We start from the raw sequence: 25,956 nt of genomic DNA on the forward strand, positions 1-25,956 counted from the left end.
GCGGCTAGAGCGTGCTGAGACGCTTCTTCAGCAGGCGCAGATGCACCCAGCGGAAGACGATAACCATCAACATCATGATCAGGCCGATGACGCTGACCTGTTCGGCGAGGCCGTTGGTCCACATCTTCAGCAGAACCACCGAGAGCACCTCCGAACCGGCCGAATAGAGCAGGATCGAGGCGCTCAACTCGCGCATGATGCCGAAGAACGTCAGGATCCAGCCGACGGCGAAAGCAGGCCACGACAAGGCGACGATCACGCGCCAGAAGGTCTGGAGCCAGCTTGCGCCATGCACGCGCGAGCATTCCTCCAGATCGTAGGCGAGCTGGTGATAGCTGCCGCTCATCACCCGCGTGGCGATGGGGGTGCCGAGCGTTATGTAGGCGAGAAGCAGTGCCCAGATGGTGCCGTAGATGGTGATCGGCCCCGGCAGCATCGCGAAGGCCCACAGGAATCCGACGCCCAGCACCATGCCCGGCATCATCCATGGCAGCCAGGCGAGTGCATCGATCAGCAGCCTGCCGCGCCACCGGGTCCGCACGGAAATATAGGCGACGACCGCGCCCAGGATCATGGTGACGGTGGCGCCCGTCAGTCCCAGAAACAGCGTGTTTCCAAACGCGCGCCAGACCTCGCGATTGGACCATACCGCGCGATAGTGATCGAGCGTCAGCATGTCCCAGCCGTAGAAGCCGAAGAACTGGAAGAACGAGCCGAGGAAGAGTTGGCCCACGGGCAGCACCACCGTGACGACGAAGAAGAGGACGCAAACTGCGAAGGTCACCCATTTCCATCGCCCCAGCTCGGTCACGCTTGGGCGATAGCCCTTTCCGGTCACGGTCTGGAAGGAGCGGCCCCTGAGCAGGCGCCACTGCCAGATCACCAGAACGAACATCAGCATCAGGATGGCGAAGCTCAGCGCCGTGGCATACTGGTAGTCGGGCACCGCGCGATGATTGATCGCTTCATAGATCTCGGTGGTGATGACCTTGATGCCGGCGGGGGTGCCGAAGAACAGCGCCGACTCGAACGATTCCACGCCCCGGATGAAGCTGAGAATGAACGAACTCGTCAGAACCGGAAGCATGAGCACCAGCGTGACCCGCCGAAACGTGGTCCATCGCGAGGCACCGCACATGCGGCTGGATTCCTCCAGCGACGGGTCCATCGCGCGAAACGCGTCGACGATGAACAGGAACAGGAATGGCACGGAGTACTGGCACATGTGCCAGACGACCCCGCCATAGGAGTAAATGTCGACGAGGGCATTGTCCGAACCGGAGAGCCAGCGCCACGCCATGTTGATGAGGCCGACCTGCTCGTTGCCCAGCATGCCCCACGCCATCGCGGTCAGGATCGGCGGAATGAAGAAGGGCAGGGTGATCAGCACTTCGAGCGCGCCGCGAAAAGGCGTGTCGGTGCGCGCGATGATCCAGGCGAGCAGGATCGCCATCAGCAGGGACGGGATCGTCTTGGCCAGCGATATGCCAATGGTGTTGACCAGCACGAGTGCGTTGCTGGCTGTGAAAATTGCGCGGTACCCGTCCAGATTGAACTCGCCCGCGACGCCTGGCGGAGTTGAGTGAAAGCTGCCGTAAAGCAGCATGCCAAGCGGGTAGATCGTCAGGAACCCAAGGATGATGACGAGGCAGCCCAGCGCAACATGACGCGTCAGCGAGCCGCCGCCAAGTCTCCGGGGGCTGGCAAGGCGTCGACCGGGTGATCGCCGCGGTGCGGCCGACGCAGCCTCCGGTCGCGGATGAAGCGTCGTCGTCACGAGGAACGCAGCCTGAATTGCGCGTCCGGAACGGGGTACTGCGCCATTTCGGGCCTCCCTGTCGCATCGCATGTCCGCCGCTGCGGCCACGCCCGAATTCGCCAGGTCTCCTCCCCGGCGTGCCGACGCTAGCGGACGACAATGCGTCGGGGGAATAGCTGAATTCGGCGCATCACCTTTTCCGAAGCGAGAAAAATGGGCTTGACGAGGCGACGCGCACCGCCCGCATTATGGGCCATGGATACCATCGACAACATCCGTGCATTCCTGGTCGCGGCGCGCTGCGGCAGCTTTTCCGCCGCCGCGCGCACGATCGGCGTCGCGCCGTCCGTGATCACCAAGCGGATCGGCCGGCTGGAAGACCAGATGAAGGTCAAGCTGTTCGTGCGCTCGACACGGCGCCTGCAACTGACCGAGGCCGGCAGTCTCGCCATCCCGCGCTATTCGGAAATCCTGCGCGATCTCGAACGCGCCATGCAGGGAGAGGAAGCGATGGGGGCGGGCGTGGCTGGCCATCTGCGCGTCAAGGTCCCGCGCACTTTTTCCAGTCTTCACCTCAGCGAAATCTTTGGCGAATTCCAGAACAGGAACCCGAACCTGACGCTCGAGATCGTGCTCGTCGACAGGTCGGTCGACCCTGCCGAAGAAGGGTTCGACATCGCACTCGGCGCACTGTCGCCGTCCTATTGGAACGTGCACGACCAGCCGCTGTGCCCGTATCCCCGCATGTGTTGCGCAGCGCCCGACTACATAAGGTCGCGCGGTGCGCCGCTCCATCCGCGAGACCTGCTCGAGCATGATTGCCTGACGTTTCACGCCATCGGCACGACGTGGTCGTTCACGACGCCGCAAGGACCAGTCGTCGTGGAAGTCCATTCCAAGACGTCATCGAACGATACGCAGCTCCTGTTCGACATGTGCCGTCGCGGGCAGGGCATCGCGGTGGTCGCGCGTTACCTCGCCCGCGAGGCGATCCGCGAAGGAAAGCTCGTCGAGGTGCTGCCTGATTTCGCGATTTCCGAATTGTGGCTGAAGGCATTGGTGCCACTCAACCGCATGCGCAAACCGGCCGTCCAGGCACTGCTTGCATGGTTGCGCGAGAACCTCGAGCCGCAGCCTGTCTGGGATCGGGACGATGGCGAAGCACCGGCCTCCTGATCACGCGCCACGGATCGCTCTTTCGCGATTCGGAAAAAAAGCTCGCTCAAATCAGTTCATTCTCAGCTTCGTGCGAAAGACGTAGGCTCCTCCACACTAGGGAAGTCGCGGCCCGGGAAATCGTCACGATCATGAATGACGAGCCCCAGCCGAATGGAGAGGAGACGCCGTGAACCACGCGCCATCGCCATCAAACTTCACAGCGGAGCCGTTGCCGACGCGCGGCGGCATCGATTGCGACGTTCACCCTCCCGCGCCGGAGACGGACGCGCTGATGCCGTATCTGGACGATTTCTGGCGCCAGTCGTTCGAGATGCGGGGCTTCAACCGGCTGAACCTCGCCATGACCGCTTCGCCGCCGAATGCGCCGATCAACAAGCGGCCGGATTGGGTGGGGCGGGACGGCGAGGCGCCGATCGATACTGTGCGGCGGGCGGTGTTCGACGAGCTCGGAGCGAGCCTGGCGATCTGCAATCCCCTTCATGGCGCGCAGATACTTCACTCAGACGACATGGGCGCGGTCTTGTGTCGGGCCGTCAACGACTGGCTTGCAGAGCACTGGCTCGATCGGGATTCGCGCCTGCGCGGCAGCATCGTGATTTCGGCGCAGAATGCCGAACTGGCGGTGGAGGAGATCGAGCGGCGTGCCGCCGACACGCGCTTTGTCCAGATCCTGTTGCTGTCGATGAACGACGAACCGCTCGGGCGTCGCCGCTACTGGCCGATCTATGAGGCCGCACAGCGGCACGACCTGCCGGTGGCGATCCATGCAGGGGGGAGCTACCGGCATGCGCCGACCGCGACCGGATGGCCCAGCCACGTCATCGAAGATTACATCGCGCAGGCCGCGATCGCCGAAAGCCAGCTTCTGAGCCTTGTGGCCGAGGGCGTCTTCGCGCGTTTCGAGGCGATCCGCTTCGTCTTCGCCGAAACGGGCTTCATGTGGGTTCCGTCCTTCTTCTGGCGGGCAGACAAGACCTGGAGGGGCACGCGCGCCGAAACGCCATGGATCAAGCAGCCGCCGAGCGAACTCGTCAAGCGCCATGTTCGCTTCACGATCCAGCCCGCCGATGCGCTGGAAGCCAGCCAGATCGAGCGCACGCTGGTGCATCTGGATTGCGACGACCTGCTTCTCTACGCCTCGGATTTCCCCCATTGGCACTTCGATGGCCAGGCGGCGCTGCCAGCCGCCTTCGGTGCCGAGCTGGGCCGGAAGATTCTCCGGGACAATCCGCTGGCCACCTATCCGAGACTACGCGAGGCTCTCGCAAAGGAGCAGACGGCATGAGCGATACGCTGACGATCGAGAACCCCGACGCGATGGCGCGGCAGGGCCAAGGCATCATCGATTGCGACATCCATCCCTCGATGACGACGCCGGACGAACTCATGCCGTTCCTTTCGCAGCGCTGGCGCACGCATATGGCGACGTACGGCAACAGCCTCAGGCAGGGGCTGGCGAACACCTTGTCGCATCCGCGCATGACGCCGGAAGTCGCGCGCGCCGACGCCTGGCCCCCGAATGGCGGCCCGCCGGGCAGCGACGTGCAGTTCATGCGAGAGCAGCACCTCGACGCCCATGGCATCAGGATCGGCGTTCTGGTGCCATTGCGCGGCACACCGGGCAATCAGCGCAATCTCGACTTCGGCATCGCGCTGGCTTCGGCCGTCAACGAATGGCAGGTCGACAAATTCTGCGGGCCCGAACCGAGGCTGAAAGCCTCGCTCGTGGTGACGCAGGAGGATCCCGCCGCGGCCGTGGCCGAGATCGAGAAGCGGGCCGGAGACGCACGATACGCCCAGATCCTTCTGCCGCCGCGCTCGACCGAGCCGCTCGGCCGCCGCCGCTACTGGCCGATCTACGAGGCCGCGACGGCGGCGAATCTGCCCATTGCCATGCATGTCGGCGGTATCGGCGGGCATCCGGCAACGGGCGCGGGCTGGCCCTCCTACTACATCGAGGAGCACCACTCGCAGGTGCAGACGATGCAGGCGCTTCTCGCGAGCTTCATCTTCGAAGGCGTCTTCGCCCGGTTCCCGACCTTGCGCATCGCATTCGTCGAGGGCGGTTTCGGCTGGGCGCCTGCCTTCTCTTGGCGGATGGACCGCGCATGGGAAAAGATGCGCGACGAGGTTCCCCATCTCCGCCGCCCGCCATCGGAATATCTGCGCGAGAATGTCTGGTTCACCACGCAGCCCATGGAGGAGCCGTTCCCGGCGCGCAACCTGCGCGATACGTTGAACTGGATCGGCACCGACCGGCTGATGTTTTCCACGGACTATCCTCACTGGGACTTCGACGACCCGGCCCATGCATTCAAGATTCCGCTCGAGGACGAGGAGCGCCAGGCGATCTTCTCGGGCAACGCGGCACGGTTCTACGGTTGGGCATAGGCGATGGCTCGATATGTGATCGCCCGCGCTGACGAGGTCGCGCCCGGCACCGCCAAGCATGTCAGCGTCGCCGGGCGCGAGATCGCCCTGTTCAACGTCAAGGGTGACTTCTTCGCCATCGCCAATCGCTGCCCGCATGAAGGGGCGGACCTGTGCAAGGGACAGATCATAGGCCTAGCGGAGTCGGACGGACCCGGTCACTACCGCATGACGCGGATCGGGGAGATGGTGCGCTGCCCCTGGCATGGCTGGGAATTCGACATCAGAACGGGCCGCTCCTACTGCGACCCGGCGCGCACGCGGGTCAAGAGCTTCGATGTCAGCGTCGCCAAGGGCGACCGGATCGAAGGGCCATACCAAGCCGAAACCTTCAAGGTCACGCAGGAGGAAGACTACGTGATCCTGGAGGTCTGACGAACTCTGCGCCCGCATGAGCGGCGCAGGCGAACGGGAGGAGAACCCATGAAATTGTCAATTGCAGTTGCCGCGTTTGCACTCGTCCTGGGAGTGACGAACGGGGCGAGCGCGCAGTCCTCCGCGGACTGGGATGCCGTGGTCGCGGCCGCCAAGGAGGAAGGCACCGTGACCGTCTACAACTCGCAGCTCGGATCGCCGCAGTTCCAGAAGGTGATCGACAGCTTCGAGGAAGAATACGGAATCACCGTCCAGTCCATGGACGTACGGGCCAGCGAATTGAGCGAGCGGGTCCGTACCGAACAGTCGGCGGGCCGCTATCTCGGCGACGTCCTGATGCACTCGGCCGGCTCGATCGAGATCCTCAAGGAGCAGCAGGGCGTCGAATACGAGCCGCATGGCGACATACCGAACATGGCAAATCTGCGTGACGACCTGCTGACCAAGCCAACCGACATACACATTCCCGGATTCCTCCAGGTCTATGGAATCCTGGTCAACACCAATCTCGTCGCCCCCGAAGACGAGCCCAAGACATGGAAGGATCTTGCCGATCCGAAATGGAAGGGCAAGATCCTGTCGGACGACATGCGTCCCCTGGGCAGCGGCGGAACGATGTTCGTGGTGCTCCAGAAGACATATGGCCGAGAGTTCAACGACCAGCTTGCCGCGAACGAGCCCGTGTTCAGCCGCGACCTTCGCAACGACGCCCGTCGCGTGGCGCGTGGTGAATATCCGCTCTACATCCCGCAGATGTTCGCCTTCGCCAATGACCTCCAGCAACTGCCCGTCAAAGTGGTCATCCCCGAAGACGGAGTGCCTTATGTGCCGATCCACTTCGCCATCCTCAAGAACGCGCCAGCGCCGAATGCCGCGCGCCTCTTCATCAACCACTTTCTCGCCCTGGAGCAGCAGAAGACATATGCTGAGGCCTGGATGTTTCCGGTGGTCGAGGGCGTGGTGGAAAATCTCGACGAGCAATCGCGCCGCTTCGCGCAGGCGAAGCTCCTGGGAACACGCGAACTGGACGAATACGGTCCGATGATGGAAATCGCGCGCGAAATCTACGACTGATCAGCCTCCCGGGCGGCGTGTGGGTAGCGGTGCGAACCGCTGCCCACACGTTATCACGCCATCGGTCTAGTCAGCGAATGCGACCAGAAGCTCGAAGGTGATGCAGACCGGATTGGTGCCGCGTTTCAGCCTGCCTTCGTGGATTTCGCCGTCGAGGCCGACAAGAGCGACGTCGAGCGAACATGTCGATGCCGATACCTCACCACGGGTGATGAAGACTTCGGTGGCATAAGACGGCACGTGGCGATTGTCGGTGAAGTCGACGCCGACGAGACTGCCGACACCATGGATCGTCGCCGAGCTGCGGCCATTGGCGCGGCACAGCGCCTCGATCGCCAGGCAGACGTCGCCGTTGGGCCTTATCGTGGCGACCAGTGCATTGGGCCTGGCGGCTGCCGGTTCCGTCGGCTCGGCGGCGAACAGCTTGAAATTGGTCTCGGGATCTTCGCGGGCGACGAAGACCGCTCCTTCCGTGCCCCAGCCATGGAGCTGGGCGTTGGCGGCAATGATCGTGTCGTGCGGCAGCAGGTGGCCGGCCCGTCGCGCGCCGTCCGGCTCGCGCCAGATGCCGTGGCAATGCATGAACGGCTCGCCGTCCCGGGTGCCGACGATGACGCCCGCCCGTTCGATGACGACCACGCCGTCGGGAGCGTGCGTGTCGCTGTACCAGGCGACATGCGTGTCGTCCGGCGCGTTGGCGGGGATCACGTAGCGCATCGGCGCCACGGCGACGTTTTCGAGCGTGACGTATCCCGACGAGAAACCCGCCCGCGCCAGGGCACCGGTGATCGCCTCGTTGACCGTGGCGCCGGCGGCAAGAGGAAGTTGCACAGGATGGGCGCGGCAGGGGACGGCCTTCATCCTCTCTGTGGCGACCGGTCCGGGCTGCGTCAGAGAGCGCATCAGTTGGACAGTCCGGCGGTGGCGAAGCCGCCGTCCACCGCAAGCACCTGCCCGTTGACGTAACTCGCGTCGGGCGACAGCAAGAACACGACGACTCCGGCGATCTCGACCGGGTTCCCGTAGCGCCGCTGCGGTATGCGCTGATGCCATTGGCGGCGCACGTCGTCGGTGTGCACCGCGCGAGACAGCGGCGTGTCGACCGGGCCGGGTGCGACGGCATTGACCCTGATGCCGCTGGGGCCAAGCTCGTTGGCCATCACCAGGGTGAGCAGGTTCTGACCACCCTTGGACGCGCCATATGCGCTGCGGCCCTTGTTGCCGATCACGCCCGAAACCGAGGTGATGTTGACGATCGACCCCGGCAGCTTCGCCGCGAGCCACACGCGCGCAGCCGCCCGCGACACGATGAACGTGCCCGTGAGGTTCACGTCGACGATCTTGCGAAATTCGTCGACGCTTGTCTCGACGGCCGGGCGGTCAAGGCCGATGCCGGCGCAATTGACGAGCCCGGCAAGGGTTTCGTACCCGGAAATCCTGGCGATCGCTGCGTCGACCGCGTCTTCGTCGGTGACGCTGAGCGCGATGCCGTGTCCACCCTCCAGCCCGAGCGTCGCGCAGGCTTCATCCAGCGCGTCCTGCTTCATATCGAGAAGGTAGGGGCTCCAGCCGCGCGCCTTCAACAGGCGGGCGGTTTCGAGCCCGATGCCCGATGCCCCGCCGGTCACGATCACCGCGCCGCTCACGTTGCCGGCTCCCTTTCGGGGGCCGCGAGTTCTCCGCGCCGCTCCAGTTCCTCGCGGATCATCTTCTTGGTGATCTTGCCGTAGGCCGACTTCGGCAGTTCGCTCCAGAAGATGAATCGTTTCGGCATCTTGTAGCGGGCGATCTTCGGCTCGAGCCATTCCCTCATGTCGATGTTGTCTTCTCCAGCACCCTGACGCGCGACGCAGACGGCAATGCCGATCTCGCCCCACACCGGATCGGGCACGCCGAGCACCGCCACCTCGCTGATCGCAGGATGCTCGAGGATCTTCTCTTCGATCTCCCTCGGATAGATGTTGGAGCCGCCGGAGATATACATGTCGGATGCGCGGCCGGTGATGTAGACGAAGCCGTTCGCGTCCATGTGGCCGAGGTCGCCGGTGCGGAACCAGCCGTTGCGGAACGCCTTGGCGTTGGCCTCGGGATTGTCATGATATCCGGCAAACACCGCCGGCCCGATCACGCAGATTTCGCCGGTTTCGCCGGCCGCGACCGCGTCGCCGGCGTCGTTCTGGATCTCCACCTGCATGCCGGTGCGCGCGAAGCCGCAGGTGCCGATGCGGGCATGCGGGCCGTCCTCGACCGAATGCAGCGCCGGCGGCAGGACCGTGATGTTGCCCGTGACTTCCCCGAGGCCGAAATACTGCACCAGCACCGGTCCGAGCGCCTTGAGCGCCCGTTTCTGGTCCTCGCGATACATCGGCGCGCCGGCATAGATCACGTAGCGCAGCGAGGAGTGGTCGAAGTTCTCGACCGCGGGGTCTTCCACCAGCATCTTCAGGATCGTCGGCACGGTGAAGACGTTGGTGACGCGCCATTTCTCGACCAGCGACCATATCGTGCCGGCATCGAAGCGTTGCTCCGGCGGCAGGATGGTCTTGGCGCCGTGCGCCACCTGGACGAGCTGGTGCACACCGGCCCCGTGCGACAATGGCGCGACGACGATGGATGCGTCGGCCAGGCTCGTGCCTGGCATCAGGTCGCACAAATGGTTGGTGACGACGAAGGCCATCTGGCCGTGCGTCAGGACCGCCGCCTTGGGGCGGCCGGTGGTGCCCGACGTGAAGAAGAACCAGCAGGGATCGTCGCGGTCGACCGCAACCGGCCTGACCGGCCTGCCACGGTTGCGGGCGACGATGGTGTCGTAGTCCTCGCCGAAATCCGATGTGCCAATCGAAATGACGAACTGCAATGCCGCCGAGGCGGCGCTGCAAGCGGCGGCGTGGCCGGAAAAGCCGGCGCCGCAGATCATGCCGCGCGCGCCGCTCGCCTGTGCGAGATAGGCCACTTCATCCGGCGTCTGGCGGAAATTCGTCGGCACCCACACCGCGCCGATGCGGAAGCAGGCGAACATGGATTCGAACATCTGGTTGCAGTTGGATGACTGAACCAGGACGCGGTCGCCCTTGGCGATGCCGAATTCACCGGCGAGCGCTGTCGCCATCGCGTCGACCCGCGCTTCCATTTCCCGCCAGGTCCATGTGTCCTCGCCCCACACGAAGCCGATGCCATCGGGGTCGCGCTGCATGGCCTGGTGCAGGAACTGCGAAAGGTTCATCACCCTCGTGCTGGCGGGACTGGTCGCCGCGTTCATCTCTAGGGTCTCCTGTCCGAGGTTCGCGCGTTGGCGGCGGGGCGTGCCGTCCTGCGCGACGCAAACATTTGTGCCAGCTTTGCCTCGACGATGCGCGCCTCCTCCAGAAGGTAGCCGGCAAGCTCGTCCTGGCGGCTTTCGTGCATGCGGCTGTCGATGGCCGCCATGCTGAGCGCGCCCGCCAACCGGCCTTCGGGCGTGCGCAAGACGACGCCGATACCCCAGGAATTGGCGAAGATCAGGCCGGGATTGAGCGCGTAGCCCTTTCGCCGCGTGGTGGCGACGTCGTCAAGGATGCGCTCCGGCGGCAGCATCGGATATCTCTGTGCGAGCACCTGGGCATTGGTTTGCAGGACGGCCGCAACCTCGTCGTCGGGCAGCGATGAAAGCATTGCGAGCGACCCCGCGCCCACGCCCAGCGGATGTTCGAAGCCGGCCTGCAGCGCATGTGTGCGCACAGGGTAGGTGCCTTCCTCACGATAGAGACAGACGGCGTAGCTGTCGCGGCGGATGGAGAGGAAACTGGTGTCTTCCGTCCGCTTCGAAAGCCTCTGAAGGCTTTCCATCGAGAGCTGGAGCAGCCCGAAGCGGCGTGAGGCGAGGCTGCCCAGCACGTACGCTTCCTGTCCGAGATAGTAGCGTCGGCTTTCCTCGTCCTGGTCGACCAGTCCCGCACGCATCAGTGCCAGCAGGAGCCGCCGGCAGGTCGGCTTGTTGAGGCCACTTTCCTCGACGACGCCGGACAGGGAGACACCGCGCTCGGCATGCCGGCCGACCGTCGACAGCAGCCCGAGCGCACGGTCGACGCTTTGCGAACCGGTGGCATCCCGATCGGGGGAGGCGATCGTGAGCATGTTCATTGAACCGGCGAAATGGCGCAGCTCTGGCCGCCATCGACCGGCAGGCAGACGCCGGTGATGAAGCGCGCTTCGTCGCTGGCGAGAAACACCGCCGCCGCCGCCACGTCCCACGCGGTCCCCATATGGCCGAGGGGCACCAGCGCGTTGCGCGCCGCCACCATGTCTTCCTGGGAGCCATATTGACCCGAGATCTGCCTGTAGATCATGGGTGTATCGATCAGGCCGGGCATGATGCAATTGGCGCGTATCTTCTGCCGTGCGTACTGCATGGCAAGTGCCACGGTTGCCTGGTTCACCGCCGCCTTGGTGGCGTAGTAGGCGAAATAGGGATAGCCGACATAGCGGATCGCGGCGAGGGACGAGATGTTGACGATCGCGCCGCCGCCAGCCTCGATCATGTAGGGCAGGACCGCCTTGGCCGTTCGGTAGACCGGCCCGATATTGAGGTCGAGCGCGGCCTGGAACTGCTCTTCCTCAAGTTCCACCGGCCCGCCCATATGGGTCACGCCGACATTGTTGTGAAGAATGTCGATCCCACCGAATTGCTCCGCCGCCTTTGCGGCGGCTTCCCTGACGGACTCGAGCCGCGTGACGTCGGCGGCAACGGCGATCGCTTCATGTCCCTCGTCGCGGATGATCGCCGCGGTCTCCTCCGCCGCTTCCGGCATCAGGTCGACGCAGCACACGCGGGCGCCTTCGCGCGCATAGGCCACGGCGGCAGCCTTGCCGTTGCCCCATCCGGGCCCGGACGAGCCCGCGCCAAAGACGATCGCCGATTTACCCTTGAGACGGTCGCTCACATGGACCTCGCTGCATCTGCGGATGCGGGCGGGCCCGAAGGTCCGCCCGCGCGTTCATCCGGCGTCCTGTCAGCCGAGCTTGGTGCCGACGGCCTTTTCGAGGATCGCCCAGGCGTCCTCGCCGTAATTGCCCTTCCATTCGCCGTAGAACCCGGCATCGGCGAGCTTCTGGCGGAAGGAGGCCGTGTCCGGCTCATTGATCGCCATGCCGTTGGATTCCAGTTCGCCGCGCAGGGTGGCGTTCAATTCCGCGACGTCGGCACGCTCGTTGACCGCCGCCTCGTTGACGTGGCCGGCAACGATCTCGCGCACGTCTTCCGGCATCGCTTCCCAGGCCCGCTTGTTGGCCAGGAACCAGAAGCCGTCCCACATGTGGTTGGTCATCGACAGGAACTTCTGCACCTCGAACAGCTTGGCCGTCGAAATGATGGCCAGCGGGTTCTCCTGGCCGTCGACGATGCCGGTCTGGAGCGAGGAATAGACCTCGGCGAAATTGATCGATGCCGGGGCGGATTCGAACGCCGTGAACATCGAGGTCCACAGCGGGCTGACCGGAACGCGGATCTTGAAGCCCTTGAGGTCTTCCGCGGATTCGATGGCGCCGGTCGACGAGGTGATCTGGCGGAAACCGTTGTCCCAGATCTTGTCGAGCACGACGAGGTTGGACTTCTCGATCTCCCCGCGCACGAACGCGCCGAGATCGCCGTCCATGGCGGGCCAGACTTCATCGTAGCTCGGGAATGCGAAGCCGATGCCGCTGATCGACGCCTTGGCGACCAGCGTCGACAGGATGAGCGGCGACAGCGTGAAGAACTCGACGCCACCGGACCGGACCTGGCTGAGCATGTCGGTGTCGGCGCCCAACTGGTTGTTGGGGAAGATCTGGATCGACACGCGCCCGCTGGTCTCCTCGCGGATCTTGTCCATCGCCTCCTGGGCGCGCACGTTCATCGGGTGCGTGAGCGGCAGGTTGTTGGCGTATTTGTAGTTGAACTCGGCGGTCTGCGCGCCGGCGAAGCGGATGGTGCTGACGAGCGGCACGGCCGCCGCGCCCAGCACGAGTGTTCTGCGGTTGACGTTCATGTAGGTCTCCTCCTTGGTCGCATGTTTGACTTCTTCGGTTATAGGTATGCGGTCGACAGTGCGGGTACGGCCGCGATCAGCAGCAGTCCCAGCACCAATGCGCCGAGATAGGGCCAGATCGCTCCCATCGCCTCGTCCGGCGACACATCGCCGATCTTGCAGGCGATGTAGAAACCGATGCCGATCGGCGGCGCCATCAGCCCGACATTCATCGCCGTGACGACGACCATGGCGTAGTGCACGTCGTTGATGCCCATCTGGGTCGCGATGGGGAACATCAGCGGCGCCATCAGCACGATCGCCGGCAAGCCCTCCAGGACGCAGCCAAGCACCATGAAGACGGCGATCGTGACCAGCATGTAGCTGAACCAGCCGCCCGGCAGGTCGCGCATGTGTCCGGCAAGCTGATGGGCGAAGCCGGTCTGCGTGAGGGCCCATGCCATTGCCGAGGCCGATCCCAGGATCAGCAGGATCGCTCCCGACATCGCCGCCGTTTCAACGAGCATGGCATAGACCTTGGATGGCCTTATCCCGCCATAGAGCACGATGCCGATGACGAAGGCATAAAGGACCGCGATCGTCGAAACCTCGGTGGCGGTGGCAATGCCTCCGCCGACCGCGCCGCGAATGATGAACGGCAGCAGCAAGGCGGGCGCGGCGATCAGAAGCGTGGTGCGCACCACCTTGAACGATGCCCGCCGCACGCCTTCGGTGTTTTCGTGCCGCGCCTTCCACCGCGCAAGCACGGCGAGAGCCAGAAGCAGCACCATGGCGATGACGAAGCCGGACGTGAACAGCGCCGCGATCGAGACGCCGGCGACCGAGCCCAGCACGATCAGCACGATCGATGGCGGCACGGTGTCGGCCATCGCCGCACCCGTGGCCAGGAGCGCGATCATCTCCTTGGGCTTGTGTCCGCGCCGCTTCATTTCAGGGAAAAGGGCAGGGGCCACGGTCGCCATGTCCGACACCTTCGAGCCTGAAATGCCCGACACGAGGAACAGCGAACCGAGCAGCACATAGGACATGCCGGCCTTCACATGGCCCAGCAGCGAGCCCATGAATTCCACGATCGCCTTGCCCATGCCGGTGGCATCGAGGATGCAGCCCAGGAGCACGAAGATCGGCACCGACAGCAGGATCAGGCTCGACATGCCCTCGTCCATCCGGCCGATCATCACGATCATCGGAACGTTCGTCGAGAAGACCAGGAACGAGATGGTGCCGATGCCGAAACAGAAGGCGATCGGAACGCCGATCACCAGCCCCAGGACCGCCAGCCCGACCAGGAAGATGAGGATGTTGGTGTGCCCGAGACCGAGGAAATACGGCTTTCCCATCCACAACAGGCCGCCGATCACGGCTACCGTCACCGCCGCCATCCCAATATCGGCGGGGCGGCAATCACGCCACAGATGCCCGATCGCCACGACCAGCATCAGCGCGATGCCCAGCACGATCGCCGAGACACGATAGCTGACCGAGATGTTGAGGGCCGCGGACGTTATGAACGACTCCTCGCGCACATAGTCGATCGCCGGCATGATCAGCGCCGCCAGCACGACGACGACCACCAGCAACGCCAATGCGTTGACGAAGCCGCGCAATTGCGCCGGGAACATGTTGACGAACACCGTCAGGCGCAGATGTTCGTTCCTGTCGATGGCGATCGCCGCGCCCATCATCGCAAGCCACAGGAAAGAGATCGATGCTGCTTCGTCGATCCACACGATCGGCGTGTGCAAGGCGTAACGCGCGACAACGCCCGTCAGCAACAGCCCGACGATGACGACCAGAAGTACCGACGCGACGACCTCGACGGGCCGCATCAGTGCCGACCCCGGCCTCGCGTCGACCACCTCGGCCTGCGTCTCTACGGGCAGCGCCTCGTTGTCTGTGAGCTGCATGGCGGCTCGCTCCTCCCATTCCCCGTCCGCCGAGACGCGCTGCTCCTCAACAGCGGTCCTGCAGGGCCGGATGAACGGTCATCGACAAACCCGCAGGGCGGACATCGATCCATACGATGGATCGGTTTGGCCTGTAAAGCCGGGAAATCGCCGAAATCAGGGCGGCAATTGTTCCACAATATGGACCGGCCGCGCGGTCAGTCGCTCAGGCTCGTTCCATGTCGTCTGCGGTGAGAGGGAACAGGCAGGCGCTGGCGCGGTCCGGCGCATTCGTCATCTCGACCGCCGGCTCGGTCGTCGCGCACACCGGACGCGCGACCGGGCAGCGTGGGTGAAACACGCAGCCGCCAGGCATTTCCATCGCGTTGGGGAAATTTCCCCTCAGCCCGAGATCCGGCACGCCGCCCTCGTCCTCCGGACTGAACACCGCGTCGCGCAGCACGCCGGTATAGGGGTGCGCCGGTTGCGCGAAGATCGTCGAGGTGGGGCCCGCCTCGACCACGCGGCCGAGATACATCACCATCATGCGCTCGGCCATGTGCTCGATGACCGAAAGATTGTGCGAGATGAACAGCATCGCGATGCCGTGTTCGGCGCGCAGGTCGAGCAGCAGGTTGAGGATCTGTGCCTGCACCGAGACGTCGAGCGCGGAGGTCGGCTCGTCGCAGATGACGAGCTTCGGTCCCGAGACCAGCGCCCTGGCGATCGCCACCCGCTGGCGCTGGCCACCAGAGAGTTGTGCGGGACTGGCCGTCAGGGCGCGGCGCGGCAGCCCCACCTGGTCCGCCATCGCGGCCACGCGCTTCTGCCGTTCCGCGCGGGTACCGATGCTGTGCACCTGCAAGGGCAGCGCGATGATGTCCGCGACCGACATCGACGGGTTCAGCGAGCCATAGGGGTCCTGGAAGACCGGCTGTACCGCAAGTGCCCGTTCCCTGCGAGCGAAGTCCGATATCGGCCTTCCTTCGAGCATGACCTCGCCTGCGGTCGGCGTTTCGAGGCCGAGAAGGATGCGTGCCAGCGTGCTCTTGCCGCAACCGGACTCACCCACGATGCCGAGGATTTCGCCTTTCGCGATCGAGAGGCTGACGCCGTTCAAGGCCTTCAGTGGTGTGGCGCGCGCGAGCAGACCGCGCCGCACCGAATAGACATGGCTGAGGTTTCGGGCTTCAAGAAGCGGTGTCATGGATTGCCGCCTCCTTTGCTTCGAACTGCAGGTGACAGGCCACATGCTGGCCCGATGGCGCGACCTTGAGAGGTGGTGGCTCGACCGCGCAGACATCCATGCGCCTGGGGCAGCGCGACAGGAACGGGCAGCGGGCGTCCTCTGAATGGAAGGCCGGCACGTTGCCAGGAATGCTGGCGAGCCGCGCGGTTCCAGGCTGTGCGCCCTGCGGCTTCGGCACCGAGGCGATCAGGCCCTTGGTATAGGGGTGGGCGGGATTGCGCAGCACGGCCTGTCGGGCGCCATGCTCGACGATCCGCCCGGCATACATCACCGCAACGCGGTCTGCGATGCGGGCGACGACGCCGAGATCGTGGGTGATGAAGATCATGCCCATGCGGCGCTCTTCCTGCGCCTGCTTGAGGATGCGCAGGATCTGCGCCTGCGTCGTCACGTCGAGCGCCGTCGTCGGTTCATCGCAGATCAGCATCCGCGGCTCGCACATCAGCGCCATGGCGATCAGGACACGCTGACGAAGACCGCCGGAAAGCTGGTGCGGATATTGCCGCAGCCGCAGGGCGGCGTTGGTCAGGCCGACGCTTTCGAGCACCGCGATGGCGCGATCCTGGGCTTCGCGCTTGCCGGCTCCGGTATGCCGGCGATAGACGGCGCGCAACTGGTCGCCGATGGTGAAGACCGGGTTCAGCGCCGTCATCGGCTCCTGGAAGATCATCGACATCTGCCGGCCCCGCAAGGCCGAAAGCCTGCTCTCCGAGAGCGCGGAGAGGTCGGTGTCGCCAAAGCGGAGTTCGGATGATGCCAGCTTCGCGCCACGCGGCAGCAAGCGCATGATGGACAATGCGGTGATCGACTTGCCGCAGCCGGATTCGCCGACCAGGCAGAGCGTCTCGCCCTCGTCGACATCGATGTCGATGCCGCGCACGGCATGAAGGCGCTCGCCCTGGTCGGGCAGGGTGACCTTGAGGTCGCGGATATGCAGAAGCATCAGCCACGCCCTCCAGCGGTCAGGTCCCGCATCGCGTCGCCCATGAGGTTGATGGCCAGCGCCAGCACGAACAGGCAGGCGCCCGGCAGGACGATCAGCCAGGGACTGAAGAACATCGACGTCTTGGCCTCCGACAGCATCAGCCCCCAGGACGGCAGAGGGGCCTGGACCCCAAGACCAAGGAACGAAAGCGCGGCTTCGAGGAGAACCGCATGCGCCATTTCCACCGTGGCGACGACCATCAGGGGGGCGCGGATGTTGGGCAGGATCTCCCGAAACAGGATATGCGGCAGCGAACTGCCGAGCACGCGCGCCGCCATGACGTAGTCGCGGGCGCAGACCTGCTGCGTGGCGACACGCGTGACCACCGCGAACTGGTCCCACAGAAGCAGGCCGAGCACCACGATCACCACGGTCAGCGATGGCCCGACGATGGCGACCACGGCGAGCGCGATGAGGATGATCGGCATCGAGAGCCGCGTGGTGACGATCGTCGAGATGGCCGTGTCGATCCAGCCGCCGTAATAGCCCGCCAGCAGGCCGAGCGTGATGCCGATCACGGCCGAGACCACAGTGGCTGCAATCGCGATCGTCACGGAGATGCGGGCACCATAGATCAGGCGGCTCATATAGTCGCGGCCGAGCTGGTCGGTACCCAGCACATGTTCGGCCACGGTGGTGTCGTGCCAGAAGGGCGGCTTCAGCCGCATCGCGATGTTCTGGGCGAACGGATCATAGGGAGCCAGCAGATGCGCGAAGACCGCGACGAGCAGCAGCACGAGCAGGATCGTGCCGGAGAAGACGAAGGTGCGATGCGCCATCGCCTTGCGCCAGAAGCCGAGCTTGCGGACGAGCGTGTCTTCTTCCGGTGTCATCGGCGTCGATTGATCGGTCATTTGCCGCCGCTCCGCAGCCTGGGATCCATGTAGCCGTTGAGCAGGTCGGCCAACAGCGTCAGCACGATGTAGAACAGCGAGATCAGCAGAACGATCGCCTGGATGACCGGCATGTCGGAGCGCGACATCGACTGCCAGGCAAGGTAACCGACGCCATTGAGCGCGAAGATCGACTCCACGACCACCGATCCGCCGAGCATGAAGCCGAACTGCACCGCCGACAGCGAAATGACGGGCAGCACCGCGTTCTTGAGCGCGTATTTGAACGTCACCTGCCACGGGCGGATGCCCATGGCGCGGGCGGTGCGGATATAGTCGGAGGCGAGCACCTCGATCATGCCGGCGCGGATCAGGCGCATCAGCGGGGGCATGGCGAAGGTGCCGAGCGTGATCGTCGGCAGAACGAAATGCGCCAGCGTCTGTGAGCCGGAGATCGGCAGCCACCGCAACTGGACGCCGAAGACGACGATGAGCAGTAGACCGGCCCAGAAATTGGGGATCGCCTGCCCGGCGACGGCGAGAAGCTGCGCGATGCGGTCGACGATCGTGTTCGGCCAGAGTGCTGCGGCGCACCCGAGCGGAAGTGCGATTGCGAGAGCCAGGGCCATCGACAGGACCGCAAGCAGCGCCGTCACGGGCAGGCGCTCGGTGATCATCTCGAGGACGGGCCGCTTGGACAGGTAGGAGGTGCCGAAGTCTCCCTGGACGAGGCCGCCCAGATAGTCGGCATATTGCACCGGCAGGGAGCGGTCGAGACCGTATTGCCGGCGGATCAGGGCAAGGTCCTCGTCGGTGGCCTGGGCGCCGGCAATGCCCATTGCGGGGTCGGACGCCACATTGCTGAGGACGAAGCAGATGACCGAAACGATCACCATCACCACCGCCGCCAGCGTGGCCCGTCGCAAAAGATAGGTCAGCATCCGCCTGCCGTTTCCTGCGTCAATCGAAAACGGCCCCGCAGCAATGCGCGGGGCCGTGCGTCATCGTGGGTTACACTATCACTTCCAGCTTGCGTCGTAGAAACGCGGAAGTTCGTCAAGCGTGGGGGTGAAGTCGAGCGTGTTTGTGTAGGCGTAGCCCATCACGATCGTGTGCATGGGCACCCAATAGGCATTCTCGGTGATGATCTTGATCGCCTCGGAATATTTCGCCTGGCGTTCATCTGGGTCCATCACCGATGCCGCTTCCTTGACCAGCGTGATCACCTGTTCGTCGCGCGCGCCGTCATTGCTCGAACCGTCGAACATGGTGCCCATCGATGCGGAGCTGTCGGCGAGCGAGAATGAACCCCAGTCGCCGTACCACATGCCGACCTTGCCCTCGCGCCAGCCGGAGAAGGAAGCGCTCGCCTGGAGCATTTCGAGTTCGGCATTGATGCCGACCGCCGCGAGGTTCGCCTGCACGGCTTCGGCGCGGGCGCGGTCGCGATAGCTGCCCAGCGTGACGGTGAAGCCGTCGGCGTAACCGGCCTCCGCCAGCAGCGCCTTGGCTTTTTCGGGATCGTAGTCATAGACGACGGCCGCCTCCTGGTCGCAGCCGAACTGGACGGGGTGGCACGGCGCGTTGATGATCTCGCCGTCGCCGCCAACGAGGTTCGCCACGATGGTCTCGCGGTCGATCGCGTGGTTGACAGCCTGACGCACCTTCACGTCGGTCAGCGGGTTGTCGCCGGTGCGGCCGGCAGCATCGAGGCCGATGAAGGCGATGCGCAGCGTCGAGGCGAGCGCGACGTCGAGCGTCGGCACGACCTCGAGCTGCTCGACCTGGTCGGACGGGACGTTCCAGATCCAGTCGACGCCGCCGCCGATCGCCTCGGCGATGCGCGTCGCCGTGTCGGGGATGATGCGCCAGTTGATGGTCGTGATCGTCGGCGTCCGCTTGGAGCCGCCTTCGTAATATCCCTCATAGGCAACCAGCTTCACCATGCCGTCGCCAAAGGACTCGACCATGTAGGGGCCGGCGCCGATCGGCTTCTGGCCATAGGCCTCGGGACCGACTTCCTCGAAATGGTCCGACGGATAGATCGGCAGCGAGCCGGCGACGAATTCGAGCGCGGCCGGGAACGGCGTCTTGGAGATGACGCGCACGGTGAAGTCGTCGACCACCTCGGCGCGGTCGATCCAGGAAACCGAACCCTGCGAGCGGGCGCCGTGCTCCGGATCGGCCCAGTAATTGTAGGTGAAGGCGACATCCTCGGCGGTAAAGGCGGAACCGTCGTGGAAGGTCACGCCTTCGCGCAGCTTGAACTCGATCGTCTTGTCGTCGATGCGCTCCCACGAGGTGGCCAGGAGCGGCTCGTATTCGAACGTCTCCGGGTTGCGGTAGATCAGCATGTCGTAGATGTGCATCGTCATCACGACGCCGTCACGCGCGGTGTTGACGTAGCCGTCGAGTGTCGGGAAGTCCTCGCCCATGCCAAGCGTGATCGACTGGTCTTCGGGGCCGGCGACGGCGGGAGCGGCGAGGAAACCTGCGGCGGACAGGGCCGTGCAGAATGCGGCCATGCGTGAGAATTTCCGGAACTGCGTCATGCGTTGGACCTCTTCGGTTGGGGAGACAATGGACGGGCCGGCTTGCGCATTGCATGCCGGTAGGGGAGGCGCGACAGATCCGCCTCGACGGCGCCCGGGGCGATGGCCGGCAGGATGGCGCGAGCCATGTCCTGATAGGCGCCGCGGAAATGGACGGAACTCTTGACCACGAGGATCGGCAGCCTTTCCGGTTCGAGCCCGAGATGCAATAGAAGCCCTGGCTCGGATGCCTGCATCTTGCGCGGCGCGACGATCACCCTGACGCCGTCGCGTTCAAGCAGTGCGACGGGGCCGAGTGAAATCGGATTGTCCCGGTACATGGGGCCGACACCGACGAAATCGCCGCTGCCGAGCTTCACAACCGTCCACGGGCCGTCGACGGGGTCGCAATAGCGGCCCGACAGGCCCGCACCGATAGCACGGTCGATGGACCCACCCTCGCCGGCCCGGTGCGCCGCCGTGCAGGCCTCGGCATCGGCGATGTGGACCAGCACCGCGCCGCGCGCGCCAGCGTCGATGAGCGCCTGCAGCATGCCGGTTGTATCGCCGGTGCCGCCGCCGCCCGGGTTGTCCTGCGTGTCGGCGATGACCACGGGCCCGGCACCCGCAGCGCTGGCGCGCTCCATCGCCTGGGCGACGGCATCGCTGGCTGGAAGCAGCGTGCTAGCAAAATGAGGTTCGGCCTCGAGCCACGCGGCCAGCATCGCATCCGCGGCAGCCTCGACAGCCTGCGGGTCGCTCCCCTGAACCATGATCGAGGGGCCGCAATCGGGAATGTCGGCGAGGGGAAAGCCGAAGAACTGGCTGATGCAGGCGATGCGCGCGTCTTCTTCCAGCGCGCGTGCCCGCGCGAGAAGCCCGCGTGTCGGCTCGACGAATGTGCACTGGTCGTTGATCGATGCGAGGTAGGGAACCGCGCGATAGGCGATCGCTGGCGCGGGATCGCTGCGCAAAAGTGCGACCAGCCGGTTCATCACCCGCGCCCCGGTCTCCTTCAGGTCGGTGTGTGGGTAGGTGCGGTAGCAGTCGAGCAAGGTGCAGTCGCGCACCATCGGCTCGGAGATGTTGCCGTGCAGATCGAAGGACGCAGCGATCGGGAACGGTTTCGGGGCGATCCGCCGCAGCCGCGCCAGCAATTCGCCCTCCGCATCCGGCCAGGACGGTGTCGCCATCGCACCGTGCAGGTCGAGATAAAGGGCATCCGCGCCCTGTCCGAGCGCGTCGCGGAAGCGCGTGCAGATGTCACCGGCGATATCTTCGAAGGCGGCATCCTCCACCGGGCCGGAGGGCAGGCCGATGCACCATGCCAGCGGCAGCGCCTGTGCACCGGCTTGTACCGCCGCCGCCATCGCGCCGGATGCCGGCGTGCCGGCGCCGGAAATGATGCGCTGCATCTCTTCGCCGGCGCAGTAGGGAGGCCAGCCGCCGGGTCGCTCGAAATCGGCGCGCGTGGCGACGGTGCCCGCGAAGCTGTTCGTCTCGTGCTGGAAACCCGCGACCGCGATCTTCATGCGCCTGCCTTGCGCTGCGATGTCTCAGTAGGTGCCAGGATATTCTCCACCGTCTATCAGGAGGTTCTGGCCCGTTATGAAGCCGGCGTGCTCGCTCGCCAGAAACGCGAAATAGGCGCCGATCTCCGAAGGGCGGCCATAGCGGCCTGCCGGGTTCTTTCCTGCGCGCTGCTTCCAGATATCGTCATAGGACCGGCCGCTGGTCTCGCTCATCTTGGCAACGTGCTGGCGCTGGCCGTCACTGTCGAAAATGCCCGGCAGCAGATTGTTGATGGTGACGTTGCGGATGACCGTCTGGCGTGCGAGGCCGGCCGTGAAGCCGACCAGACCGGAGCGCGCACCGTTGGACAGGCCGAGTTCGGCATGGGCGATCTTGACGCTGCGGGACGCGATGTTGACGATGCGGCCAAAGCCGCGCTCCATCATGCCGTCGACAGTCGCCTGCATCATGAAGATGGGCGGCAGCATCATCAGGTCGATGGCCGCTATCCAGTCGTCGCGCGTCCATTCGCGAAAATCGCCCGGCGGCATGCCGCCGGCATTGTTGAGCAGGATATCCGGCTCCGGGCACGCCGCCAGCGCCGCCTTTCGGCCGTCTTCGCTCGTGACATCGGCGACCACGGCCGTCACCGTCGCGCCCGTCGCGCGCCTGATTTCGTCCGCTGCCGCCATCAGCGTGGACTCGGTGCGGGCAACCAGCGTGACGTCAGCCCCGGCTCTGGCGATCTCGAGCGCGCAGGCCTTGCCCATGCCCTTGCTCGCCCCGGTCAACAACGCCTTTCGGCCACGAATTCCCAGATCCATTGCTTTTTCCTGGCACGACGATCCGGCACCGAACCGCCTTGCAAGCCGGCATGTCCCGTCAGATCCGCGCGATCTCCATCGGCCAACTGTGAAGTCCGGATGCATGCCCGGCAAATATAAAAACCGAAACGCCTCATACGGAAAACTTATGGCAATTCTCGGGGCGCAAGGAAGCGCGGCCCGTGCGCAGCAGATACCGGGTCATCTGGGCGCATTCACCGCTTGACCTCATGACCGTGATCGGAAAGCCTTCACATGCAAACCTTGGAGGAAACAGCCGATGTGTGGGTTCGTGTGTCTTTGGAATTACGGGGACGAGGCACTGGCGGCCCGGATGATCGGCAAGATCGCGCATCGGGGGCCGGATGCCGTCGAGGTCATCCGCGCCGACGAGGCCTCGGTCATCATGGCCCACAGCCGGCTTTCCATCATCGGCACCGAAAACGGCGCCCAGCCGATTTATCAGGGAAACCAGATCCTCGTCGTCAATGGCGAGATCTATAATTACGCGGATCTGCGGGCGATTCTCGGAGAGGGGCTTTTCCACACGCAGAGCGACAGCGAGACGATCCTGCATCTGTTTCGTTCGGCGATGCCGCGCTGGGTCGCGCGCCTCGACGGCATGTTCGCCTTCGTGCTCGCCACGCCCGATCGCATCGTCGCAGGCCGCGATCCGCTGGGGATCAAGCCGCTCTATGTGGCCCGCATCGGCGAAGGCCTGGCATTTGCCTCTGAACTGAAGGCTTTCGATGGGATCGGCATCGACTCGGTGGAAGCCATACCGCCCGGCGGCCTTCTCGACAGCCGCGATGGAATGCGGCGCTGGTACCGCACGCCGCAGGGTGCGGCGGATGCTGAGAAGGATGCCGATGTGGGCGCGATCGGCCGCGAGCTGCGCCTGGTGCTCGAGGAAGCGGTGCAGAAATGGATGGTCGCCGACGTCGAGGTCGGGTCGTTCCTGTCAGGCGGGCTCGACAGCTCCATCATTGCCGCGCTCGCGATGCGGGCAGGGCGGGGCCGTCTGAAGACGTTTTCCGTCGGCACCGCCGGAAGTCCCGACCTGGTGGCGGCGCGCCGGGTCGCGGAGCACATCGGTTCCGAGCATTTCGAGCGCGCATTCACCGCCGAGGAGGTGGCCGAAGTTCTGCCGCATGTCATCTACCACCTGGAAAGCGCCGACATCGACCTGGTGCGCAGCGCCATTCCGACGCATTTCGCGGCAAAGCTCGCGCGCCAGCACGTCAAGGCAGTGCTCACCGGCGAAGGCGCCGATGAACTGTTTGCCGGCTACACCTATCATCACGCCTATGTCGACCGCACGCGCGAGCTGGCGGACGAACTGACCCGGTCGCTGGGGACGATGCACAACATCAACCTGCAGCGTGTCGACCGCGTCACCATGGCCGAAAGCCTGGAGGCGCGGACCCCGTTTCTCGATCGCGAACTGATCGCCTTTGCGCAATCGATCCCCGCCTCCCTCAAGCTGCGGCGAACCGATGCCGGGGCGCGCGACAGCACCGGGCTGACGACCGAGAAGTGGATATTGCGCAAGGCATGCGAGGATTTGCTGCCGCATGATCTCGTCTGGCGCAAGAAGGCGCAGTTCGATGAAGGATCGGGAACGGTCGAGGCGCTCGGAAAGGCCCTGCAGATCGTCGCCGGGACCAGTGTGCCGCTGGAGCGTGAAGAAGAAGGGGCGCTCTATGAGCGGCTGCTGCGGCAGCGCTATGTCGATCCCGAGCTCATCTTGCGCAACGCCGGCGTGTGGACATCCGGCCGAGCGGCCATTCCGGCTCCTTGAATTTTACTTCAAGGCAGCGGCCGCAGCGTTGCTCGTCTGTCCGGCTTGATCGCGAGCTGGCGCCAGAAAAGGCAAGCATGCTCGACCCACCCATGTTCGCACGTCGCCCGCGACTCTGCCTCGCATGCACAATTCATGCCTGCCGGCACAAGCAACATCTGTGGGAATGAGGTCGGACGGCGTCTGATCACTCGGCGAATTTTCCCGTTTATTCGATATTTGCAGAATGAAAGTGTTCTTTGAACCAAACACGGCGGCAATCCACTGCCAATCACCCCAGTTACTTCATTTTTCGTCTATTGGCTCGGTCGGCTGTTCGCTGGATTGAGATTCAAGTACAAAAATCTACTGACTCTCACAAAATCTTTCACCAGTAAAACAAGTGTCATTTTGCGTAGGCAGCTTTCCTTTGCGTGGCTACTACACACAAAGCGGTAGAGCGATTTTGCGCCTTCGCAGAATGTTAATATTAGAGTAAGTTTGAATAACCGGTGGGAGATTGCGTAGGGTTCATTTTGCCACGGGCCGCTGCTTTATTCCAAGCAGGGGGTTGAAGGGAGTGGGTCATGTCGACGGAAGCGAAGCACTCGACGGTTCTCATCGTCGATAATCTCGAATTGAGACGCGCAGGCCTTTACTATCTGGTGGATGGTTGGGCGGGGCGCGTGGGTCTCAAGACCAGGGCTGCCGGCCTCAGGGAGGTGCAGGACGGCATGACGGAGCTGGGCGACGTCAAGCTCATCTTGTTCAGCATCGGCGGGATCACGATACGTGAACCCGCGGTCCAGGAAGCAACGCAGGCGTTGCGCAACCTCTTCCCAAGCATTCCGTGCGCGATCATTTCGGACCGGCGCGAGCCGGACGAGGCGATCGAAGCGGCGGCCATGGGCGAGCAGGCGTTCTTCTCGACGAGCATGCAGCCGGAAGTCGCGTGCCAGGCATTCACCTTCCTGCTGGGTGGCGGAACCTATTTCCCGCGCGAAGCGCTTCTGGAATCGGCGATGTCGAGGTCGCACAGGGATCAGGCTCCGACCAAGTTCGAGGGCGTATCCGACGGTCTCACGCGACGCCAGGTCGAGGTGCTGGAACGGCTCCGCCACGGCAAGTCGAACAAGCACATCGCCCGCGAACTCAGCATGCAGGAGTCGACGGTCAAGGTGCATGTGCGGCAGATCATGCGCAAGCTCGGGGCGGCAAACCGGACGCAGGCGGCGCTACTGGCAACCGCGGCGCTCGCGCACCAGGAGAGCACGGTCAGTCTGCGGGAAACCGAAATCATCAATGCACAGATCGCGCACGCAGTGCCGCCACCGCCCAAGCTGCCGGTGCAACTCGTGGTCATTCCATCGGATCTCATGAGTCTGCCGGCATCGGGACACAGCCGACCCATCTGAATTCCTGCTTCGCATATCCTGCTCGCAGCCGGAGCGGCCAAGGCCGCTGCCGGCGCGATTGCGTTGGGCCGGCGCGTTCATGGCCGCCGATCCATCAATCGCTCTCCCCCGATCGACGTAGA

The 25,956-nt window shown here is 64.6% G+C and carries 22 protein-coding genes; 7 read left to right on the forward strand and 15 right to left on the reverse strand.

Features of this window, described 5'->3' with window-relative positions; genetic code table 11:
* Positions 1-4 precede the first annotated feature (4 nt).
* Positions 5-1,777, reverse strand: coding sequence for an iron ABC transporter permease (locus AAFN84_RS19365; protein ID WP_347516315.1), 1,773 nt, complete (start codon positions 1,775-1,777; stop codon positions 5-7).
* A gap of 237 nt (positions 1,778-2,014) precedes the next feature.
* Between AAFN84_RS19365 and AAFN84_RS19370 the strand changes: the two genes are divergently transcribed.
* The 5 genes from AAFN84_RS19370 (at position 2,015) to AAFN84_RS19390 (ending at position 6,817) form a co-directional block, all read left to right on the forward strand.
* Entirely contained in the window at positions 2,015-2,935 is a 921-nt protein-coding gene (locus AAFN84_RS19370) for a LysR family transcriptional regulator (RefSeq protein WP_347516316.1), read from the forward strand.
* 169 nt (positions 2,936-3,104) lie between these two features.
* Positions 3,105-4,223 (forward strand): amidohydrolase family protein, encoded by a 1,119-nt coding sequence (locus AAFN84_RS19375; RefSeq protein ID WP_347516317.1) that lies wholly within the window; start codon positions 3,105-3,107, stop codon positions 4,221-4,223.
* The gene (locus tag AAFN84_RS19380) at positions 4,220-5,329 is read left to right on the forward strand and encodes an amidohydrolase family protein (RefSeq protein ID WP_347516318.1); all 1,110 of its coding nucleotides are present in this window, start codon (positions 4,220-4,222) and stop codon (positions 5,327-5,329) included. The genes AAFN84_RS19375 and AAFN84_RS19380 overlap by 4 nt, the downstream gene beginning before the upstream one ends.
* A gap of 3 nt (positions 5,330-5,332) precedes the next feature.
* The gene (locus AAFN84_RS19385) at positions 5,333-5,743 is read left to right on the forward strand and encodes a Rieske (2Fe-2S) protein (protein ID WP_347516319.1); all 411 of its coding nucleotides are present in this window, start codon (positions 5,333-5,335) and stop codon (positions 5,741-5,743) included.
* A gap of 48 nt (positions 5,744-5,791) precedes the next feature.
* A complete protein-coding gene (locus tag AAFN84_RS19390) occupies positions 5,792-6,817 on the forward strand; it encodes an extracellular solute-binding protein (protein WP_347516321.1) in 1,026 nt (341 codons plus the stop codon).
* A gap of 66 nt (positions 6,818-6,883) precedes the next feature.
* Here AAFN84_RS19390 and AAFN84_RS19395 read toward each other — a convergent pair whose 3' ends face one another.
* The 14 genes from AAFN84_RS19395 to AAFN84_RS19460 all read right to left on the reverse strand — a co-directional run bounded on the left by AAFN84_RS19395 (position 6,884) and on the right by AAFN84_RS19460 (position 22,639).
* Positions 6,884-7,720 carry a DUF296 domain-containing protein gene (locus tag AAFN84_RS19395; protein WP_347516322.1) on the reverse strand — a complete coding sequence of 279 codons (837 nt, stop codon included), beginning with the start codon at positions 7,718-7,720 and terminating at the stop codon, positions 6,884-6,886.
* Entirely contained in the window at positions 7,720-8,463 is a 744-nt protein-coding gene (locus AAFN84_RS19400; RefSeq protein ID WP_347516323.1) for an SDR family oxidoreductase, read from the reverse strand. Before AAFN84_RS19400 ends, AAFN84_RS19395 begins: the two co-directional genes overlap by 1 nt.
* On the reverse strand, positions 8,460-10,076 hold the full coding sequence (locus tag AAFN84_RS19405; protein ID WP_347516324.1) for an acyl-CoA synthetase: 1,617 nt from the start codon (positions 10,074-10,076) through the stop codon (positions 8,460-8,462). Before AAFN84_RS19405 ends, AAFN84_RS19400 begins: the two co-directional genes overlap by 4 nt.
* 2 nt (positions 10,077-10,078) lie before the next feature.
* Entirely contained in the window at positions 10,079-10,936 is an 858-nt protein-coding gene (locus tag AAFN84_RS19410; protein WP_347516325.1) for an IclR family transcriptional regulator, read from the reverse strand.
* A complete protein-coding gene (locus AAFN84_RS19415; protein ID WP_347516326.1) occupies positions 10,933-11,736 on the reverse strand; it encodes an SDR family oxidoreductase in 804 nt (267 codons plus the stop codon). Before AAFN84_RS19415 ends, AAFN84_RS19410 begins: the two co-directional genes overlap by 4 nt.
* A gap of 69 nt (positions 11,737-11,805) precedes the next feature.
* On the reverse strand, positions 11,806-12,819 hold the full coding sequence (locus AAFN84_RS19420) for a TRAP transporter substrate-binding protein (protein ID WP_347516327.1): 1,014 nt from the start codon (positions 12,817-12,819) through the stop codon (positions 11,806-11,808).
* A 38-nt stretch (positions 12,820-12,857) separates the two neighbouring features.
* Complete coding sequence (locus tag AAFN84_RS19425) at positions 12,858-14,726, reverse strand: TRAP transporter large permease subunit (protein WP_347516328.1); 1,869 nt, start codon at positions 14,724-14,726, stop codon at positions 12,858-12,860.
* Positions 14,727-14,931: 205 nt separating this feature from the next.
* A complete protein-coding gene (locus AAFN84_RS19430; protein WP_347516329.1) occupies positions 14,932-15,912 on the reverse strand; it encodes an oligopeptide/dipeptide ABC transporter ATP-binding protein in 981 nt (326 codons plus the stop codon).
* Positions 15,896-16,897: an ABC transporter ATP-binding protein gene (locus AAFN84_RS19435; RefSeq protein WP_347516330.1), complete on the reverse strand. Its 1,002-nt coding sequence runs from the start codon at positions 16,895-16,897 to the stop codon at positions 15,896-15,898. The genes AAFN84_RS19430 and AAFN84_RS19435 overlap by 17 nt, the downstream gene beginning before the upstream one ends.
* Positions 16,897-17,793, reverse strand: coding sequence for an ABC transporter permease (locus AAFN84_RS19440; protein ID WP_347516331.1), 897 nt, complete (start codon positions 17,791-17,793; stop codon positions 16,897-16,899). The genes AAFN84_RS19435 and AAFN84_RS19440 overlap by 1 nt, the downstream gene beginning before the upstream one ends.
* Entirely contained in the window at positions 17,790-18,713 is a 924-nt protein-coding gene (locus AAFN84_RS19445; RefSeq protein ID WP_347516332.1) for an ABC transporter permease, read from the reverse strand. Before AAFN84_RS19445 ends, AAFN84_RS19440 begins: the two co-directional genes overlap by 4 nt.
* Before the next feature lie 78 nt (positions 18,714-18,791).
* The gene (locus AAFN84_RS19450) at positions 18,792-20,324 is read right to left on the reverse strand and encodes an ABC transporter substrate-binding protein (protein ID WP_347516333.1); all 1,533 of its coding nucleotides are present in this window, start codon (positions 20,322-20,324) and stop codon (positions 18,792-18,794) included.
* Positions 20,321-21,835 (reverse strand): M81 family metallopeptidase, encoded by a 1,515-nt coding sequence (locus tag AAFN84_RS19455; RefSeq protein ID WP_347516334.1) that lies wholly within the window; start codon positions 21,833-21,835, stop codon positions 20,321-20,323. The genes AAFN84_RS19450 and AAFN84_RS19455 overlap by 4 nt, the downstream gene beginning before the upstream one ends.
* Positions 21,836-21,859: 24 nt before the next feature.
* Positions 21,860-22,639 carry an SDR family oxidoreductase gene (locus AAFN84_RS19460; RefSeq protein WP_347516335.1) on the reverse strand — a complete coding sequence of 260 codons (780 nt, stop codon included), beginning with the start codon at positions 22,637-22,639 and terminating at the stop codon, positions 21,860-21,862.
* 280 nt (positions 22,640-22,919) lie between these two features.
* On the opposite strand from AAFN84_RS19460, the gene asnB reads away from it, so the two are divergent.
* On the forward strand, positions 22,920-24,440 hold the full coding sequence (asnB, locus tag AAFN84_RS19465) for an asparagine synthase (glutamine-hydrolyzing) (RefSeq protein ID WP_347516336.1): 1,521 nt from the start codon (positions 22,920-22,922) through the stop codon (positions 24,438-24,440).
* Between the two features lie 566 nt (positions 24,441-25,006).
* The gene (locus tag AAFN84_RS19470; RefSeq protein ID WP_347516337.1) at positions 25,007-25,834 is read left to right on the forward strand and encodes a response regulator transcription factor; all 828 of its coding nucleotides are present in this window, start codon (positions 25,007-25,009) and stop codon (positions 25,832-25,834) included.
* Positions 25,835-25,956: the final 122 nt, after the last annotated feature.

Source organism: Mesorhizobium sp. CAU 1741 (genome assembly GCF_039839275.1).
Classification (GTDB): domain Bacteria; phylum Pseudomonadota; class Alphaproteobacteria; order Rhizobiales; family Rhizobiaceae; genus Aerobium.